The organism is Kaistella sp. CFF1-2 (genome assembly GCF_059509915.1).
Genome location: NZ_JCAKLF010000005.1, coordinates 68,805 through 86,695, shown reverse-complemented (window position 1 = coordinate 86,695; position 17,891 = coordinate 68,805). Strand labels below are relative to the sequence as shown.

The following is a 17,891-nucleotide window of genomic DNA, read 5'->3' as shown; positions in this document are numbered from 1 at the left end:
TTCTATTTTTGCACCACTAAAATCAACAAGGTTTCTTAGCTCAGTTGGTAGAGCAACGGACTGAAAATCCGTGTGTCCCTGGTTCGATTCCTGGAGAAACCACAAAAACCGCTTTTTAAAGGCGGTTTTTTTGTTTTTATTCGATAAATTTTCTTTTAACGTTTTCTTCTTTTTCAATTTTATCTTAAAAATAAATATCCTCTTTAAATCATAATTGAAGATTAGGTATCTTTGACAAATTATTTCAACGAAATACAAATATGAAAAAACTATATTTTTCCTTTCTTTTTGTGACTGGTTTTGCTTCGACTGCTTTTGCACAGTGGGCGCCTGTTGGTGCTCCGTCGGCGGGAAGACGAGTAGAAGTTACCCCAAAAAAGCATTATTCTTTAGATATTGATCAATTAAGATCCCAGTTAAAAGGCGCTTCAAAAATGGGAAAAGGAGCTCGTGGAACGATAATTTCGGTTCCTACTTTAAATGGCGAAATTGAGCGTTTTCAGGTGTATAGCCTTCCTGTAATGGATGTAGCTTTAGAAGAAAAATATCAGTTGGGTTCGTATTCTGGAGTTGGAATTGATGATCCCACGAAATCAATACGATTTTCTATTGCTCCGAACGATTTCCAATCCATGATTATGAAGGATGGAAATTTTGAGTTTATAGAACCCCAGTCAAAAGATAAAAAAGTATATGCGGTTTTTCCAAAGTCGCCCAAAGGCATTGTAAAAGGGCAATCTTTCGAATGTAGAACGCATGATTTTATTGGTGAAGGTTCAAAATCAAAACGTACATCGGCTAAAACAACAGCATATGATTCTAAAACAGAATCTACTTTTTCTAGCGATCGAAAGTTTCGAAATTATCGTTTAGCGATTTCGGTAAATGGAGAATACACGGCTCTATTTAATGGCGTTGCTGGTGCTTTGGCTCAAATTAACGCAACAATGACACGTGTTAATGGTGTTTTCGAGAAAGATTTTGCAATTCACATGACGGTTCAAAATTTTCCGCAACTTATTTATACCGATGCTGCAACAGATCCTTATTCTAATTTAACTTCAGGTGGTGATGCTCCTGACGCATGGAATCTTGAGCTTCAACAAACCTTAACAAACACTATTGGAAATGGAGCCTATGATATTGGGCATTTCTTTGGGCATCGTGGTGGTGGCGGTTTTGCAGGCGATATTGGAAACGTTTGTCGAAATCCAGCAAGTACAACCGACGCAACTTCGAAAGGAGCGGGAATAACATCTCCAGCAGTAAATGACCAGCCATTTGGTGATGCTTTTGATCTTGATTTCGTGGCCCATGAAATGGGACATCAATTTGGAGCATGGCATACATTTTCACAAGAGATTCACACGGGAAGCGTCGCACATATGGAGCCTGGATCAGGTTCAACCATTATGGGGTATGCTGGAATTACAAATTATAATGTTCAAGCTCATTCGGATCCATATTTTCATGCAATTAGTATAGAGCAAGTTCAAAATTATGTGAATACGCAAAATTGTGAGGTTAGTACGCCTATTGCGAACAATCCACCGCAAATTACGCCTTTGCCAACTAGAACAATTCCTAAGGGGACAGCATTTGCTTTAACAGCTTCCGCAACAGATGCCGAAAATGATCCGTTAACCTATACTTGGGAACAGTTTGATGCAGCAACCACGCCGATTACGGATGTTACCGTAAATAATACGAGAGGACCAAAATTTAGATCAATTATGGGAACTTCTACGCCTACACGCTATTTTCCAAAACAAGCTTTGGTTCTGCAAGGGATTTTAGCTAGTAAATCCGATTGGGAAGCAGTTTCCAATGTGGCTAGAGATTTAAATTTTAGAGTGACCGTTCGAGATAATAATCCGAATGTGTCACAACAGCAAACCAATTTTGCGAATCAGAAAATTACCGTTGGATCTGATGGTCCATTTACCCTTGATACAAAAAGTGTTTACAATAACTTTCCAACGTCAATTATTTGGAATGTTGCCAACACAAATAATGCTCCGTATAACGTAGCTAATGTGAAAATTGACTATTCAATTGATAACGGAACAACTTGGACTACAGTTCTCGCTTCAACTCCAAATACAGGAAATGCAACCGCAAATTTTCCAAATCTTACAACAAATCAAGCTTTGTTTATTCGAGTATCTGCTTTAGATAATGTGTTCTATGCGGTTTCTCCTGCTACGACAAAAACAATGCAAGTATGTGATGGCTCAGCACCAAAAGAATTATCTGAAAGTAATTTAACAGGTACTTCAGCTATGGTTTCTTGGGGACAAATTCAAAATGCAACGTATACCTTAAATTATAGAAAATCGGGAAATTCAACTTGGACTGTTGTTCCAAATGTAACAACTCCTTTTTATACATTAACAGGTTTAGAAGAAGGAATTTTGTATGAATATCAAGTAAATGCGGTATGTAGTGGTACACCAGGTGCATTCTCACCTACAAAACAGTTCAGAACTTTAGGATTAACATATTGTGCAATATCAAGTGCAAGTTCTGACAGTGAGTACATTTCGCAAGTTGTTGTAACACCTGAAGATGGATTAAACGTTATGACGAATAATTCTGGCGCTTCTACATACACTGATTTTTCAAAAGATTTGTCGAAAGAAATTAAATTAGTAAAAGGTTCTACTGCGAATACAATATCAGTATCGAAAGCTTGGCCAACGGCTTCGTATCGTGATGCAATCAGTGTTTGGATCGATTTTAATCGTGATGGTGTTTTTGATGCCAGTGAAAAAATAATGAGTACAGCACCAAATGCATTATCGCCAGAGAAAGTTACTTTTGCCGTTCCAGCGAATGCGTATTCAGATGGAAAGGCAACGAAAATGCGTGTTGTTATGCGTTATCAAGCAAACCATACGGATCCTTGTGCTAGTTTTGATGATGGTGAGGTAGAAGATTATAGTGTTTGGATAACCAATAATTTGAGTGTTGATGATACGGCAGTGGAGAAAGGTATTCGAGTTTATCCTAATCCGGCGACAGATATCCTGAATATTGCAGGGTTAAAAGATGAAGTGAACTATCAAATCTATAGCATGTCTGGTCAATTAGTCTTGAAAGGTGCAACTTCCAAAGAAATTAAAATTAACCAACTAGAAAGCGGGGTTTACGTTTTGATTGTTGAAAAAGATCAAAATAAAATTCGAACCAAGTTTATCAAAAAATAATAAAATTGAGAAAAGAGCTTCTGTTGAATGCTCTTTTTTCTTTGGTGTTCCTCATTTTTTAATAATGCGTATCTTTGCAGCTTAATTTTTCAAACATGAAATTGAAGTCCATTTTTTTAATGCTTTTTTTAGGTTTTACAAGTGTTTTGTATTCCCAAGAAAGTATTCAATTTGAAGATAAAACGTTTAGTGAGATTTTAGCAAAGGCCAAGAAAGAAAAGAAAATCATCTTTATGGATGCTTTTGCAGCTTGGTGTGGACCATGTAAAATGATGGAAAAAAATGTTTTCCCGAAAGAAAACGTTCGCAATTTTTACAATGAAAACTTTATCAACGCTCGATTTGATATGGAAAAAGGTGAAGGTCGTGAGATTGCAAAGAAGTATCAAGTCTTTTCCTATCCAACATTTTTGTTTTTAAATGGTGACGGAGAAGTGGTGCATAAATCTTTAGGATACCAGGAAGAAGCAGAGTTTTTACAAGTTGGAAAAAATGTAATTGCTAACGCTAAAGGCGGTTTTACAATGCGTCAACGTTTTGAAAAAGGAGAATCTGATCCTGCATTTTTGTTTGACTTATTTGTGCAGAATTACCAAACTGACCCTGCTTTTGCAAAGCAAGTTTCAGAAAGATATTTTCAAAGAAAAAAAGAACCTGCTTTCACGCAACAAGAGCTAATGATGTTAATCTATTTTTTGAGAACTTCAGAAGATCCTAATTATCGCGTTTTTGTTAATGCTAAAAAAGAAATTTTAAAATTTGTTTCGGAGCAAGAATATCAGCAGATGGATGTGAATTACAAGCTAAATGCGCTATTGAACAAAAATTTTGATGATAAAGCCAACCAATTTCATGAAGATAAATTTCTTCAAGAAGCCTATAAAGTGGTAGCGAAAGAAGAAGCAGATAATTTTGCAGATCGTTTCAAAGTTAAATTTTATTCAAGAACGGGGAATTTTGCCGAATTCTCAAAAGTAGCCTCAAAATTGTACAAAGATGGCGAAGGTTTTGATGCGAATGAACTTTATTTAGCGGCCTATCAGTACAGTCAAAATTCTAAAGATAAAGATCAACTTAAACAAGCTTTGACATGGGCGGAAAAGGTTGTTATGAAAGGTCCGAATACAGATGCTTTGCTATTAGTTGCTAAATTGTATTATCAAAATGGTAAAAAAGAGGAGGCGAAAATGTATGCAGACCAGTTAGTAACTATTTTAAAGCAAAATAACTTAAGTACAACAGAAATAGATCAATTAATAAAAGACATTAATAAATGATAAAAAAAATCGTTTTGGGATGCTTGGCTTTGGCTTCGGTTTCCGCATTAGCACAAGAGCAGGAAATCTCAAAAGAAAATTATGAAACTCATCTAAAAGGGAATATTCTTTTTGCACCTGTTTTAGTATTTAACGGAGCTGTGGAAAAGCAAATCTCACCAAAAATGACTCTACAAGGGGAAGTTTTTGTATCACCTTGGAAATCCTTTGCCAATCGTTATGCACAAATTTATATGGTTGGTCTTGATGCTCGATATTATTTTTCAAAAGCTTTTGAAAAATTTTATGTTGGAGCTAATGTTTCAGTCGCTGCCTTCCAACTTCAAAAATGGAACTATAATAGTAATAGTTATTATGTTTTCAAAAATGGTGAAACCAGCCCTTATTTAACAAAAAATCTATATCAACGTGGAATGACTGTTATAGTTGGAGTTGTTGGCGGGTATCAGTTTAAACTTAATGACAAAATGAACTTAGATTTGTATTTAGGCATAGGTTCTTCACAAGGTTTCTATAAAGGTTATGACAAACTTTCAGGGGATCGATATGACAATGTTGGCGAAACCAAAAATAGAGAGTGGAATCGTAGCGGTGAAATCCTTCCTTACAAAGGCGGATTAATGCTTACTTACAAACTAAACTAATTCATTAAAACATGAAACTTTTCGGGACAAAACATATTATCCTTTGTGTTATCACTTTTGCCATTTTATTTGCCATGAATTATCTTGGGAATGACCTTCCAGATAAATTGGAAAGAGCTTTATTGACCGCAGTTGCAGGCGTTGTAGGATTAAGTATTGGTATATTTATTTTATACAAGGCGAAAGATGATAAGCCTCACGACAATTTCGATTAGTCTGGATAAATTCTATACTTAGAACGAATTTTTTCAAAATCGGATAGCCCTTTTTGCCAACTAGATCGGATTTCAGCTTCGGTTTTTCCTGCAATGATTTGTTTTCTCAATTCATCGGTTCCAGCTAATTTATCGAAAAAAAAATTTTTCAAGAAAAAGTCTTGCTTTGGATTTTTGTAGCTTTTATACGATTTTAACAACCAATTTAAGTTCAAAGAACGTAAGTCTGTTCCTTGTTGAGAAAGGTTTTCACCGTAACAAAGTTTTCCATTCAAGAAAGGATCTTTTGCACCATAATTTGGTTTTGGAGTAAATTGATACGGCATATTTTTCGTCCAAGGACTACCATAAATTTGGAATGGTAAATCCGTTCCTCGTCCTACAGAAACTTGAGTTCCTTCAAAAAAGCATAAGGATGGGTACAAGTTTATTGAAACATCATTGGGTAAGTTTGGTGAAGGACGATCCAAAATTGGATACCGATTCTTTTTATGATATCCTTGCATCGGAACTACTGTATAATTCGCTTTTACATTATTTTTTAGCCAATTTTCACCATTCACCATAGATCCGTATTCACCTATCGTTAATCCGTAAACGACAGGAACAGGATGCATTCCAACAAAACTCGTCCAAGCAGATTTCAAAATTGGTCCATCAATATATCCATCGTGGGGATTTGGTCGATCCAACACAATTACTTGCTTGTTATTCTCTGCTGCGGCTTCCATAACATAGGCTAAAGTTGAAATGTACGTATAAAAACGAACGCCAACATCTTGAATATCAAATAGGATAATGTCAATTCCTGCTAATTGCTCTGCAGAAGGTTTCTTATTATTTCCATATAATGAAACAATAGGTAAACCCGTTTTCGCATCAACACCACTTTTTACATGTTCGCCAGCATCGGCATTTCCACGAAAACCATGTTCAGGGGCAAAAATACTTTTGATTTTAACCTGATTCTTCACAAGGAAATCCACCAAATGGGTTTTGTCACTCATCAAACCAGTTTGATTGGTAACGACACTAATGGTTTTATTTTTGAGCATCGGAAGATACAATTCTGAGCGATCGGCACCTGTTTTATAACAAACATCAGAATTTGTTTGAGCTTGAACACGAATGCTTCCCAAAAAAATTAGGGATATAAAAAGTAAATTGATAAATTTGAAGCGTAAAGTCATTGATTTGAAATTTCCTATCTATTTTTCACGAAAAATCGCTACAGCCAAAGATACTAAAAATAACCTTTCACGGGTGATTGTCTTCATTGGTAGGCTGTCTGTTGCTTTAGGCATCATCGTTTCCTTAATTACGGTTTCCACAGGACTTGGTTCTAAGAAAGCAATTAAAAGCAGTTTGTCAGATTTTAGTGGTGAAATTACCATCAAGTCAAATCGTTCCAATTCTTCCTATAACTCAACTGTTTTAGAGCAAAATGGTTTGAAGTTAGACCAAATAAAAAATCTTCCTCAAGTTCGTAATGTTCAAAGTTTTGTGAATACGAATGGGATTTTAAGAACAGAAGATAATTTTGCCGGCATTATTTTTAAAGGTGTTGGAAATGATTTTCAGAAAGATAATTTCAAGAAATTTCTTGTTTCAGGCGACGTACCCAAATTTTTAGATAAGGAAGTTACCAATGATGTTTTGGTTTCTCAAAAGATTGCAAGCGATCTTCATAAAAAATTGAATGATAGTGTTGTGGCTATTTTTTCAAAGGAAAATGAAAAACCGGTGTATCGAAAGTTTAGAATTGCGGGGATTTACAAAACCGACATTAAGATGTTGGATGATTTATATGTGATTGGTGGCATTAAACATTCGCGTCGTATTCAAGGTTTTGAAGATAATCAAGTTGGTGGTTTGGAAGTTTATTTAAAGGATGTTGAAGATATTGATTCTGCGTTTCCGCAAATTGAAAACCTGATTGGTTATAAGAATTATGCCGAAAAAATTACGGACCGTTTTCCGCAAATCGTTGATTGGATCAATCTTTTTGATACAAATATTGGGTTAATTATTGCCATTATGTTGCTAGTCGTGGTGATTAATATTATCATGGTTTTATTAATTCTCATCATTGAAAGAACCAATTCCATTGGACTTTTGAAAACGATGGGTGCAACCAACCAACAAATTCGAGCTATTTTCATCAATTATACCGTTATTATTATGATTCCAGGGCTGATTGCTGGAAACGTAATCGGAATTGGATTGTTACTTATTCAACAGTTTTTTGGAGTTATTAGCTTAAATCCAGAGAACTATTATGTAAGTAAAGTTCCGGTGGATCTTAATCCAGTTTACATCTTTGGAATTTCTGCAGGAATATTACTGGTTTCAGCAATTTCGTTGATTTTACCAAGTTATTTAATCAGCAAGATTTCCCCTGTGAAATCCATTAAATACAGTTAAAATTTCTTATTATTTTTTGATTTATAGTGATGTAATTTAGGATTTGATTAAAATTCTGAAATACACTCTAATACCCGTCAAAAATAGGTTTTTCGACTTAAAGCCGTATCTTTGTGATCTTTAAAATTAGAGAATGAAGTTTGCAAATAACATCCTTGAAACTATTGGGAATACCCCATTAGTAAAGCTAAATAAAGTTTTAGGTGATGATTTTCCAGCTTTGGTTTTGGCGAAAGTTGAAACCTTTAATCCTGGAAATTCAGTGAAAGACCGTATGGCTTTAAAAATGATTGAAGATGCAGAAAAAGACGGTCGTCTAAAACCTGGTGGAACCATTATTGAAGGGACTTCTGGGAATACAGGAATGGGACTTGCTCTTGCGGCTATTGTAAAAGGGTATAAGTGTATTTTTGTTACCAATTCGAAACAATCGAAAGAAAAATGCGATATTCTTCGTGCTGTTGGAGCCGAAGTTATTGTTTGTCCAACCGATGTAAAACCGACCGATCCTCGTTCATATTATTCGGTTTCTAAGCGTTTAGCAACGGAAACAGAAAACGGTTGGTATGTAAATCAATACGATAATTTGTCTAATAGAACAGCACATTACGAACAAACAGCGCCTGAAATTTGGGAACAAACGGAAGGGAAATTAACGCATTTTGTTGCTGGAGCTGGAACCGGAGGTACGATTACGGGTTGTGGTATGTTTTTCAAAGAGAAAAATCAAGATATTAAAGTTATTGGTGTGGATACGTACGGTTCTATTCTTCAAGAATACCATGAAACTGGAGAAATTCATTACGATCATGCTTATTCATACATTACGGAAGGAATTGGTGAAGATATTATTCCGGAAAATTACGATATGAAAGTGATTGATCAATTTGAAAAAGTAACCGATAAAGATGGCGCAATCTATGCTCGTAAACTGGCTTTGGAAGAAGGAATTTTCTGTGGTTATTCTGCTGGAAGTGCTATAGCTTCGTTAGTTCAGATGAAAGATCAATTTACGAAAGATGATGTGATTGTTGTTTTATTGCACGATCACGGCAGTCGTTATGTAGCGAAGATTTACAATGACGAATGGATGCGAGAGCAAGGTTGGTTAGATTAAGATTAATCGAGATAAAATAGAAAAAGATGGACTTTAGTCCATCTTTTTTGTTTTTTTAAGTATACGAGGTTGTTATTTTTTAACCAATTCGACACGTCTGTTTTCTGCTTTTCCAGCTTCTGAAGTGTTGTCCGCTATTGGATTTTTAGACCCGAAACCATTGGAGTTCATTCTATTTTTTGCAATGCGACTCGAAACTAAAGCGTTAAGAACCGCCGCCGCTCGATCTTTAGAAAGTTGCACATTATGAGGCTCGTTTCCAGTATTGTCCGTATATCCGTTGATATCAATTTTTAGATTTGAATCTGCATTTAATGCTTTTGCAATTTCCGAAACGGCATTTTGTCCATCCGGTTTTAACGTCGCTTTATCTGTGTCAAAATTAATGTGAAGTACGGATTTTCCTTTCTCTGTAAGATCTTTTTGAATTTGATCGGATTTAATAATTCCGATATCTTGTTTTAATTCGCCACTTTCGCCAACGTTAATAGCTCCATAAGAAGAGTTGGTGGAGATCACAAAATACGTCGGTTTTCCATTGTTTTTTACTGCGTAAACCACAATGTTTTCTTGCTGAGGCGTTCCGAATGTATAAAAATAATCATCTCGATTATTAGCTGTATTTAATGCTTTTTTCGCTTCCTCAGGAATTTTTCCTTCCCAAATTTTCTTCGCACCTAAGCTTTCAAAATGTTTAGAAAAAGCTTGAGTAAATTTATATTCGTCCCAAGTTCCTCTTCCCGGATCTTTTGGATCACTCATTGTGTAAGATTTTGAAAAAACAGGTCCTTCTACTTTTTGGAAACCATTTCCAGTATATACTTCAAGTTTTCCGAAATCGGTATTTCGATCACCTCCGTAACTCGACTTGTCATTTACCCATTCAGGAATAGTGAAATAAGGAAACTCTCCCATATCCGCTGTAGCATTCGGTATGGTTGATTCATCAAATCCAGCGCTGGTATTTGTATTGTTTAAAGAATCTTGCTTTACTTGACTGCTGTCTGTTTGGGTTGTTGTGGTTTGGTTTTCTGTTTTTTTACAAGAAATTACGAGGAATAAACTCGCAATAAGGGTCATTTTTACAATTTTCATTTTCAGTTCTTTTATTCAAATGTATAAATAAAAATGAATAAAAAATGTGAATTTCATGTAAAATTGCAAGTGAAAACTTGAAGGATAAACTATAAAATCTCTGTTAATTTCTTTGTTAAATTTCGTCTAGAATATTGATCAATAGAAGAGTTTTTAGAAGTTTCCGATTTTGATTTCCATTGATTGTAATGTTGTAGCAAGTAGCTTTTTACTTCTTTTTTCTGAGCGTAATAAAAATGATTTCCAGCTTTGGTTTCATTTAGAATTTGTGCAACATCCGCGTCTTTAGGTCCAAAAGAAAGAATCGGGTTTCCAGTCGCTAAATATTCAAACAACTTTCCAGGAATAATTCCTTTGGAAGCACTTTCTGGAAAATTTGTAATCAATAAAAGGTTGGCTTCTTGCATTATTTGTACCGATTCTTGATGCGAAAGATATCCTAAATTAATAATTGAATCTGATAATTGAAGTTCGTTTAATTGATTGAGAACTTTCTCATCCACACGGCCTGCAAAAGTAATTTTAAAGTCTTTTGCAAAATCTGAGTTCTCTTTTCGGAGTTCATGGATTGCTTCCCAAAGAATTTCTGGATTTCGCAACTGCTCTAAAACACCAATATAACTCAACGAAAAATAATCTGAATCGGATTTTACATTTGTTGAATTTGGATTTTGGTCGAATCCATTCGTGATACAAACTGCATTTGCACCGTTTTTCTTAAAATTTTCTGCATCGGAAAAGCTGGTGGCTAACGTAATATCCGCATTTTGAAAAACTTCTTTTTCTAGTCTTCGGTGTTTCGCATCCGAACTTTTGGTGAGTTTCAAATGTTTGTAATACGAGATTTCCGTCCACGGATCTCGAAAATCAGCAATCCATTTCAGATTCGGAAGTTCTTTTTTTAATCCTAAACCAATCAAATGCATAGAGTGGGGCGGTCCTGTTGTTACCAACGTATCAATTTGATTTTCGTGAAGATATTTTTTCAAAAACGAAATCGAAGGTTTTACCCAAAATACACGTGCATCGGGAATGAAAAAATTTCCTCGTACCCAAATGGATAATTTCGATTTCCAACTTTGATTTTCACCAACATCGAATTGACCTCCCTTGAATTTTTTATTAGATTTATTGAGTTTTTCAGCCAATTGATAGGGTTCCCAAATCTTGGTTTTAACCATTTTAATTCCATTAGGAACTTCTTGTAAAAGCGATTCGTCTACCAAAGGATAGCTTGGATTTTCTGGAGTATAAATAATCGGTTCCCAACCAAATTCAGGAAGATACGTCGCGAATTTCAACCAACGCTGAACGCCTGGACCGCCTGCCGGTGGCCAATAGTAGGTAACAATGAGAACTTTTTTGTTTTCCGCCATTACGAAACCGCTATTTCTGCATTTTCATCTTTTTTCTTTCCACGATAAAGAAGGTATAAACCTCCTGCAGAAAGAAGTATAAATAAACCAAAAGCTAGCATGGAAACGGTTTTACCTGTCGTTAAAACTTGAGGTTCAAATACCATTTTCAATTGATGATTTCCTGCCGGAACATGCACTGCTCTCAACAAATAATTTGCTTTGATGTACGGAACTTCCTTTCCATCCAAAAACATTTTCCAACCAAGAGGATAATAAATCTCAGAAAAAACAGCTAACTGAGGCGTTTTACTTTGAGTTTTCAATTCCAATTCATCAGCAGCATACTTTGTTAATGTAATTTGCGCTGTAGAATCGGCTGCTAAGTTTTTTCCGTTGAAATAAGCTTTGTCAGCAACATTTACAATAGCTGTTCGTTTTGTTATCGTTTTCCCAATAAGGTCAATTTCTTCATTCGGCGTGTTGACAAATTTAACATCCGTAACAAACCACGCATTTCCATTGGAAAGCGGATTGATTTGAACTTGTGGCTGCTCTGTAGAACCTCCAACGATGTATTTGGTGTTCAACATATTCAGGATTTCCGGAATTTGTTGTTGTCTCGTCGTGTCCGAAGAATAGAAATATTCATTAATCAAATCGTCGTAACGTCTCAGTTTTACAGCACTGTAACCTCCAATTGATGATTTGAAATACGATGTATTGGTTTCATTAAAAATTCCCAATGTTTGGTTGAAAATACGATAATGCGACTTGTCGTGATTAGTAATATCGTCCAACGTTTTGTTTACCGGAACGGCTTTCAAAACACTTTGAAGATTCGGATTGGAGCCTGCTTTTTCTACCAATAAATCTGAACTTTCGGTTTGGAAAGGCTCTTCGGCAAAAATTTGATCAACGAAATTGTCATTGTTTAAGTAACGCTTATTAACGCTCCACAAATCGAAAAAACTGATTAAACCAATAACGAGTAACGCAACGTTGGTATTTAATTTTTTAATCAATGCGAAATATAAAGTAGCAGCAACTACAGCAACATACAAAAGAGCTTTAATAGCGTCTTCGCGGAACATTTGGTAGCGTTCATCCACCAAATAATCTAATAAAAAAGGAGGAAGATAGGTTCTTTCATTGCTCGTTGAAAAACCTAAAATTGATTTTCCGAAAACTAAAAGAAGTAATGTGATTCCTAAAACGATTCCACTTACAATGAAAAGCGTTTTCTTTTTGTATTCGAAAGTTAAAATGTTTGCTTCTTGCGTTTCCGTTTCCAAATTGGAGTTGAAGAATCGGTACAATCCAACAGTCGCAATTAAAGGAAATAGTAATTCAACTACTACTAAAATAGAAGACGGCGCACGGAACTTGTTGTACATTGGAACAAAATCTATAAACAAATCAGAAAGCCAAAGCATATTGCTTCCCCAAGCAAGTCCAATGGTAAGTATCGTTGCTCCTAAAATCCAATAGCGGTATTTTTTCCAAGCGAAAAAGAATCCTAAAATCGCTAAGAAAACAACGATGGCTCCTTGATAAGCCGGTCCTGAAGTTCCAGGTTGGTCCCCCCAATAGGTTAAACTTCCTGAAAGTCCTTGTGAGATTCTTGGCAACAAACGATTGTATTCTTCTTCAGAACTTACATTTTCCATGATTTTAGACTGCAAACCTTCCGAAATTTTTTCGGAGCCAATTTCTTGACTTCCGCCACCCATTAATCTTGGAATGAATAGGTTTAGTGTTTCCACTTTTCCGTAACTCCAATTTAGGATGCTTTGTTTGTCCATTCCAGTTTTGTCATCGGAATGTTTGTCAGTATTTAAAATTTGCTTTCCACGAACGGTTTCTTTAACGTATTCAGCATTAGCCATAATTCGTTGTGAATTCATCGCTACCCCTAGAATACAAGCTACACCAACTAAGGCTGTTGATGTAAGAAAATGCTTCCACGTCGTTTTCTTTTGAAACGCTCTAATGAGTTCAGAAAGAAATAAAAATCCTAATCCTAAAAATAAATAATACGTCATTTGAGGGTGACTCGCTGTGATTTGCAAGCCCATAAATAGAGTAGTAACTATGAATCCCCAAATATATTTTTTACGAATATAAACCAATAAAATCCCCGCCAATAGTGGTGCGAAATAAGCTATGGTATGTAGTTTTCCGTTATGTCCAGCTGCAATAAGAATATAGAAATATGTAGACAATCCAAAAAATGTTGCGCCTAAAAGAGCGTATTTCCAATTGCGAACGGCAACCATTCCTAAAAAGAAAAACCCTGAAAAGAGTAGGACGAGATAGTTAACTGGTTTTGGAAAAGAGATAATCACTTTATCAATTTGCTTAATTAGATCCCCACGAAACTGAGAACCCATTTGATACGTCGGCATTCCGCTGAACATAGAATCGCTCCAATACGTTTCTTTTCCGTTTTGAGCGCGGTAATCTAAAAGCTCTTTGGCTCCACCTTTATATTGAATAATATCGTGCTGAAACAATTGTTTCCCGCTAATAACCGGACTTGCATACGTATAAGCAACGATAATAAAGAAAATAAGACTCCCAATAATAAAGAGTAAATTCTTTTTGTTTTTAAGCATAATAAGCGTGTTAAAAAAAATCCTTCCAAAAATACTATTTTGAAAGGATTTATAAGAATTATTTCGTTTGTTTTTCCTCTTTTACTTCTTCATAATCGACCGTTTCGGCATCCCATTTCAGATTTTTATCGATATTTTTTTTCGATTCTGCGGGTTTTTGCTGCTGCGGATTCTGTTTTGGAAACTTATAAAAACTCGAAAAGAAAAGTCTTTTCATAATGTTCCAAACAAAGAAAATGATGATAGTTGCGAGTATTAATTCTAAAACGAATTTCATGATGATTTATTACTTTATTTTGTTGCCACAACAGGGTTTACAATGATGTTAGATGTAGTCTCTGAAGACATACTTTGAGATTGTTTTCCGTCGGTCATTGCTTCCGTTTGTGTTGTTTTTACCGTAATGTTTTGGTTGGTAATCCAACCGGAATTTTGGTCGTATTTAATCGTTCCATTTTGGTTCAAAACGGATGACATACTGTGCGTAACGCCGTTTTGCGTTTGTTTATCCGCTTGTTTAGGAATTCCACCTTGAACTGAAATTTCAACAATTCCGTTTTCTACACTTTTAAGAGTGTAATTGGATGTTAATTTAATTTTACCATCAGCGCTCGCGTTTTCAGAATGCGACCATTTTTCACCAATTTTCGCTCCTTTTTCAGGTAAAACCATAATGTTTTTGCTGAACTGATCTTTCAAAACCTTCTCGTTGAAGCCTTTTTTAGTTTCAGCTAACAATTCGGTTTTCATTTTCGCATCTTTCGTTAATTGACCTAACGCCGTATTTACTTTAGCATAAATAGGATCAAAACCTGTAATTGAAATGATTTTCCCCGCTTTGGACATTTTCATTTTCAAAGTATTGCCCGTAAGCGCTTTGTCCATCGTCCATTTATTCTTCAAACCTTCATCTTTAGGTGCTGCAGTTCGTGTATCAACACTTACCGATTTTCCACCTCCTGATTGCGTTGCTTTTTTACCGATGAAATTGATCGTAATGTCGTAAATATCATTGGTAATTCCATCAACCGTAAAAGTTACTTCATCGGTGCTTTCGCTCGTTACACTTTGCGATTGGCCATTCGGAGCCGTAATCTTCGTAACATCTTTCTGAGAAGAGATAAAAGGATATGTTTTCCCTTTTTCTAAAAGGAAAGTTTGTTTGTAGATTCCTGCCGAATCTGTTATAGCAATAAGATCTTTTTCTTCAACGGGAACTTCAACTTGGACCGTTTTTCCAGTTTCGGGATCTACTTTGGTTACTGTTTTGGTTTCTTTTTTACAAGAAACAACTAATGTTAAAAGAATTGCGAAAACACTTAATTTTTTCATTCAATTGGTTTAGTGCCTTTTAGGCGTTATACTTCGAGAAACAAAAATTCGTTTCTCTTAACATGATCTTTGGCGGACAACTTCGTAAAGTACAGCTCCACAAGCGACGGAAACGTTCAACGATTGCGTTTTTCCTACAATCGGAAGTTTAATTTTCTCATCGCTATGATGCATCACTTCTTTCGAAATTCCGGTTTCTTCATTTCCCATCACGATAGCGCATGGTTCTTTGAAGTCCGTTTCATATATCAACTTTTGCGCCTTTTCTGTTGAAGCGAAAACGGAAATTCCCGATTGTTGCAGAAAATCAACGGAATGCGCTAGATTTTTTTCTTTACAAATTTTAATATTGTAAATCGCACCCGCCGAAGTTTTAATTGCATCCGAGTTAATTGGAGCCGCTCCTTTGTCTGGAATAACAATCGCATCAACGCCAACGCATTCAGCTGTTCTACAAATCGCACCGAAATTTCGTACGTCTGTTAAACGGTCTAGAATTAAGATAAAAGGCGTTTTTCCTTCTTCAAAAAGTTGCGGAATGATATCTTCAATACTATAAAACGGAATATCCGAAATAAATGCAACAATTCCTTGGTGATTTTTTCGGGTAAAACGGTTCAGTTTTTCGATAGGGACGTAGTTTGCACGGATGTTGTGTTGGGCAAGTAGCTTTTTCAAATCCATCACAATAGGTCCTTGTAATCCGTTTTGGATAAATATTTTGTCTATTGTTTTTCCAGCTTCTATGGCTTCAATAACGGGCCTTAGGCCAAAAATAAAGTCGTCTTTCATAAAATCTAAATTTCAAATCGGGATTAAAATTTCTCTCCGATTATAGCTCTTTTCTGAGCCATGATATAGCCATAATGCAGGCTTTCGTGCATGTTGTTGAAAATAATAGCGTCCTGAATATTTTTCAAATCCAAACCAAAGCTTGTAGTGTAAGGCGTGTAATCTGAAAAGAAATCGGAATCGTAATCTTTCATCAAAATTTTAGCGGTTTCGGTTAACAAAAAAGAAAGATCTTCTACTTCCGATGCCGAAACATTTAGGTTTGGTAAGGTTCCTTTTTTATAATTTTCAACCCAATACGAATCAATTCGGAAGGGGTTTCCACTTAAATAATAATGCAATAATTGTTGGGTTGCTACGCAATGTGCGATGTTCCAATACATATTATTATTAAATCCATCTGGAATCAGTAAAAGCTCATCCAAAGGGGTGTTTTGTAGCGATTGAAGAAGGTTTTTTCGTACTTCTCGATGCGCTAAGAAATGATAATTCATTTTCAACAGTTCTTAGGCTTCAAAATTAGACTTTTCCAATGAAAATTACAAAGATATACGGCTTCAAAATCACGATTTTAGGCTTGTTTTGTTAGAATTTGTTAAGGTCATTGCTTTTCTTTTGGAATTTCAAATCAGAAATTCTAAAATTTCTCAGGTTATTATCGGTATTTTAGGCTAGATTTACGTGATTTACTTTAAATTTGTATCCGTTTATTTTTAACAAACTTTAACTAATAATTGGCACTAATTGTGTTGACAAGTGCTTGTATTTATCGCATTTTTACACCTTATTTTGAAAATAGATTATGGCAGAATTACACCAAGCTGAAGATATTAGACAGCTTACAGAAAAGGTAAAAGAACAAAACTATTTTTTCACCCTTCTAAAACAAGAAATCAATAAAGTCATTATTGGTCAAGAATATATGGTTGATCGACTTTTGATTGGTTTGTTGGGAAATGGACATATTTTGTTGGAAGGAGTTCCTGGACTCGCAAAAACGTTGGCTATTAAAACGCTTGCAGATGCCGTTCACGGAGATTTTTCTAGAATTCAGTTTACGCCGGATCTATTGCCTGCTGACGTTATCGGAACGATGATGTACAGTGTGAAAGACAATGATTTTAGCATTAAAAAAGGACCTATTTTTGCGAATTTCGTTCTTGCAGATGAGATTAACAGAGCACCTTCTAAAGTGCAATCAGCATTGTTAGAAGCGATGCAAGAAAAGCAAGTGACGATTGGTGATGAAACGATGCCTTTGCCGAAGCCGTTTTTGGTTCTTGCAACGCAAAACCCGATTGATCAAGAAGGAACGTATCTTTTGCCAGAAGCACAAAGCGACCGTTTTATGCTGAAATGTAAAATTGATTATCCTGAATTTGAGGATGAGCGCAAAGTAATGCGAATGGTTTCTACGGCACATCAGCCAACGGTAAACGCGGTTATTTCACTTCAAAATATTGTGGATGCTAAAGAATTAATCAACCAAATTTATTTGGACGAGAAAATTGAAAAATATATTTTGGATATGGTTTTTGCAACGCGTTATCCAGAAAAATATGGTCTATCCGAAATTAAAGATTATATCAGTTTTGGTGCGTCACCAAGAGCTTCTATCAACTTAGCTGTTGCTTCAAGAGTGTATGCGTTCTTGAAAAACAGAGCATTTGTGATTCCAGAAGATGTGAAAGCGGTTGCTAAAGACGTTTTGCGTCACCGTATCGGATTAACATTCGAAGCGGAAGCAGAAGAAGTAACATCAGAATCTATTGTTGATCGTATTTTAGCTCGAATCGAAGCTCCGTAAAATTAT

At 35.5% G+C, this 17,891-nt stretch carries 15 protein-coding genes and 1 tRNA gene; 8 read left to right on the top strand and 8 right to left on the bottom strand.

Annotation, left to right across the window (positions count from 1 at the left end; genetic code table 11):
- Positions 1 to 29 precede the first annotated feature (29 nt).
- From AC5XHR_RS12340 to AC5XHR_RS12320, 5 genes are all read left to right on the top strand, one after another.
- Positions 30 to 102 (top strand) — tRNA-Phe (locus AC5XHR_RS12340).
- Between the two features lie 158 nt (positions 103 to 260).
- Positions 261 to 3,209 (top strand): reprolysin-like metallopeptidase, encoded by a 2,949-nt coding sequence (locus tag AC5XHR_RS12335; RefSeq protein WP_495951101.1) that lies wholly within the window; start codon positions 261 to 263, stop codon positions 3,207 to 3,209.
- A 95-nt stretch (positions 3,210 to 3,304) separates the two neighbouring features.
- On the top strand, positions 3,305 to 4,486 hold the full coding sequence (locus AC5XHR_RS12330; protein WP_495951100.1) for a thioredoxin fold domain-containing protein: 1,182 nt from the start codon (positions 3,305 to 3,307) through the stop codon (positions 4,484 to 4,486).
- The gene (locus tag AC5XHR_RS12325; RefSeq protein ID WP_495951099.1) at positions 4,483 to 5,130 is read left to right on the top strand and encodes a DUF3575 domain-containing protein; all 648 of its coding nucleotides are present in this window, start codon (positions 4,483 to 4,485) and stop codon (positions 5,128 to 5,130) included. Before AC5XHR_RS12330 ends, AC5XHR_RS12325 begins: the two co-directional genes overlap by 4 nt.
- Positions 5,131 to 5,141: 11 nt before the next feature.
- A complete protein-coding gene (locus AC5XHR_RS12320) occupies positions 5,142 to 5,345 on the top strand; it encodes a hypothetical protein (protein WP_495951098.1) in 204 nt (67 codons plus the stop codon).
- Here the strand turns inward: AC5XHR_RS12320 and AC5XHR_RS12315 are convergent.
- The gene (locus AC5XHR_RS12315) at positions 5,342 to 6,535 is read right to left on the bottom strand and encodes an exo-beta-N-acetylmuramidase NamZ family protein (RefSeq protein WP_495951097.1); all 1,194 of its coding nucleotides are present in this window, start codon (positions 6,533 to 6,535) and stop codon (positions 5,342 to 5,344) included. The genes AC5XHR_RS12320 and AC5XHR_RS12315 overlap by 4 nt on opposite strands.
- Before the next feature lie 4 nt (positions 6,536 to 6,539).
- Between AC5XHR_RS12315 and AC5XHR_RS12310 the strand changes: the two genes are divergently transcribed.
- Complete coding sequence (locus AC5XHR_RS12310) at positions 6,540 to 7,769, top strand: ABC transporter permease (protein WP_495951125.1); 1,230 nt, start codon at positions 6,540 to 6,542, stop codon at positions 7,767 to 7,769.
- 133 nt (positions 7,770 to 7,902) lie between these two features.
- Positions 7,903 to 8,886, top strand: a complete 984-nt coding sequence (locus tag AC5XHR_RS12305; protein ID WP_495951096.1) for a PLP-dependent cysteine synthase family protein — start codon at positions 7,903 to 7,905, stop codon at positions 8,884 to 8,886.
- 72 nt (positions 8,887 to 8,958) lie between these two features.
- On the opposite strand, the gene AC5XHR_RS12300 is transcribed toward AC5XHR_RS12305, so the two are convergent.
- The 7 genes from AC5XHR_RS12300 to AC5XHR_RS12270 all read right to left on the bottom strand — a co-directional run bounded on the left by AC5XHR_RS12300 (position 8,959) and on the right by AC5XHR_RS12270 (position 16,572).
- Entirely contained in the window at positions 8,959 to 9,981 is a 1,023-nt protein-coding gene (locus AC5XHR_RS12300) for an OmpA family protein (protein WP_495951095.1), read from the bottom strand.
- Between the two features lie 89 nt (positions 9,982 to 10,070).
- The gene (locus tag AC5XHR_RS12295; RefSeq protein ID WP_495951094.1) at positions 10,071 to 11,357 is read right to left on the bottom strand and encodes a glycosyltransferase family protein; all 1,287 of its coding nucleotides are present in this window, start codon (positions 11,355 to 11,357) and stop codon (positions 10,071 to 10,073) included.
- Entirely contained in the window at positions 11,357 to 13,954 is a 2,598-nt protein-coding gene (locus AC5XHR_RS12290) for a YfhO family protein (RefSeq protein WP_495951093.1), read from the bottom strand. Before AC5XHR_RS12290 ends, AC5XHR_RS12295 begins: the two co-directional genes overlap by 1 nt.
- Positions 13,955 to 14,012: 58 nt before the next feature.
- Positions 14,013 to 14,231: a hypothetical protein gene (locus tag AC5XHR_RS12285; RefSeq protein ID WP_495951092.1), complete on the bottom strand. Its 219-nt coding sequence runs from the start codon at positions 14,229 to 14,231 to the stop codon at positions 14,013 to 14,015.
- A 14-nt stretch (positions 14,232 to 14,245) separates the two neighbouring features.
- Complete coding sequence (locus AC5XHR_RS12280) at positions 14,246 to 15,286, bottom strand: DUF6263 family protein (RefSeq protein WP_495951091.1); 1,041 nt, start codon at positions 15,284 to 15,286, stop codon at positions 14,246 to 14,248.
- 57 nt (positions 15,287 to 15,343) lie between these two features.
- Entirely contained in the window at positions 15,344 to 16,078 is a 735-nt protein-coding gene (gene rlmB, locus AC5XHR_RS12275) for a 23S rRNA (guanosine(2251)-2'-O)-methyltransferase RlmB (RefSeq protein WP_495951090.1), read from the bottom strand.
- Positions 16,079 to 16,101: 23 nt separating this feature from the next.
- The gene (locus tag AC5XHR_RS12270; protein ID WP_495951089.1) at positions 16,102 to 16,572 is read right to left on the bottom strand and encodes a DinB family protein; all 471 of its coding nucleotides are present in this window, start codon (positions 16,570 to 16,572) and stop codon (positions 16,102 to 16,104) included.
- Positions 16,573 to 16,880: 308 nt separating this feature from the next.
- Here AC5XHR_RS12270 and AC5XHR_RS12265 point away from each other — a divergent pair, with 308 nt between their 5' ends.
- A complete protein-coding gene (locus AC5XHR_RS12265; protein WP_495951088.1) occupies positions 16,881 to 17,885 on the top strand; it encodes an AAA family ATPase in 1,005 nt (334 codons plus the stop codon).
- Positions 17,886 to 17,891: the final 6 nt, after the last annotated feature.

Coding starts and splice junctions, on each gene's coding strand:
- AC5XHR_RS12335 (WP_495951101.1), top strand. CDS start 261: ATGAAAAAACTATATTTTTCCTTTCTTTTTGTGACTGGTTTTGCTTCG.
- AC5XHR_RS12330 (WP_495951100.1), top strand. CDS start 3,305: ATGAAATTGAAGTCCATTTTTTTAATGCTTTTTTTAGGTTTTACAAGT.
- AC5XHR_RS12325 (WP_495951099.1), top strand. CDS start 4,483: ATGATAAAAAAAATCGTTTTGGGATGCTTGGCTTTGGCTTCGGTTTCC.
- AC5XHR_RS12320 (WP_495951098.1), top strand. CDS start 5,142: ATGAAACTTTTCGGGACAAAACATATTATCCTTTGTGTTATCACTTTT.
- AC5XHR_RS12315 (WP_495951097.1), bottom strand. CDS start 6,535: ATGACTTTACGCTTCAAATTTATCAATTTACTTTTTATATCCCTAATT.
- AC5XHR_RS12305 (WP_495951096.1), top strand. CDS start 7,903: ATGAAGTTTGCAAATAACATCCTTGAAACTATTGGGAATACCCCATTA.
- AC5XHR_RS12300 (WP_495951095.1), bottom strand. CDS start 9,981: ATGAAAATTGTAAAAATGACCCTTATTGCGAGTTTATTCCTCGTAATT.
- AC5XHR_RS12295 (WP_495951094.1), bottom strand. CDS start 11,357: ATGGCGGAAAACAAAAAAGTTCTCATTGTTACCTACTATTGGCCACCG.
- AC5XHR_RS12290 (WP_495951093.1), bottom strand. CDS start 13,954: ATGCTTAAAAACAAAAAGAATTTACTCTTTATTATTGGGAGTCTTATT.
- AC5XHR_RS12285 (WP_495951092.1), bottom strand. CDS start 14,231: ATGAAATTCGTTTTAGAATTAATACTCGCAACTATCATCATTTTCTTT.
- AC5XHR_RS12280 (WP_495951091.1), bottom strand. CDS start 15,286: ATGAAAAAATTAAGTGTTTTCGCAATTCTTTTAACATTAGTTGTTTCT.
- rlmB (WP_495951090.1), bottom strand. CDS start 16,078: ATGAAAGACGACTTTATTTTTGGCCTAAGGCCCGTTATTGAAGCCATA.
- AC5XHR_RS12270 (WP_495951089.1), bottom strand. CDS start 16,572: ATGAATTATCATTTCTTAGCGCATCGAGAAGTACGAAAAAACCTTCTT.
- AC5XHR_RS12265 (WP_495951088.1), top strand. CDS start 16,881: ATGGCAGAATTACACCAAGCTGAAGATATTAGACAGCTTACAGAAAAG.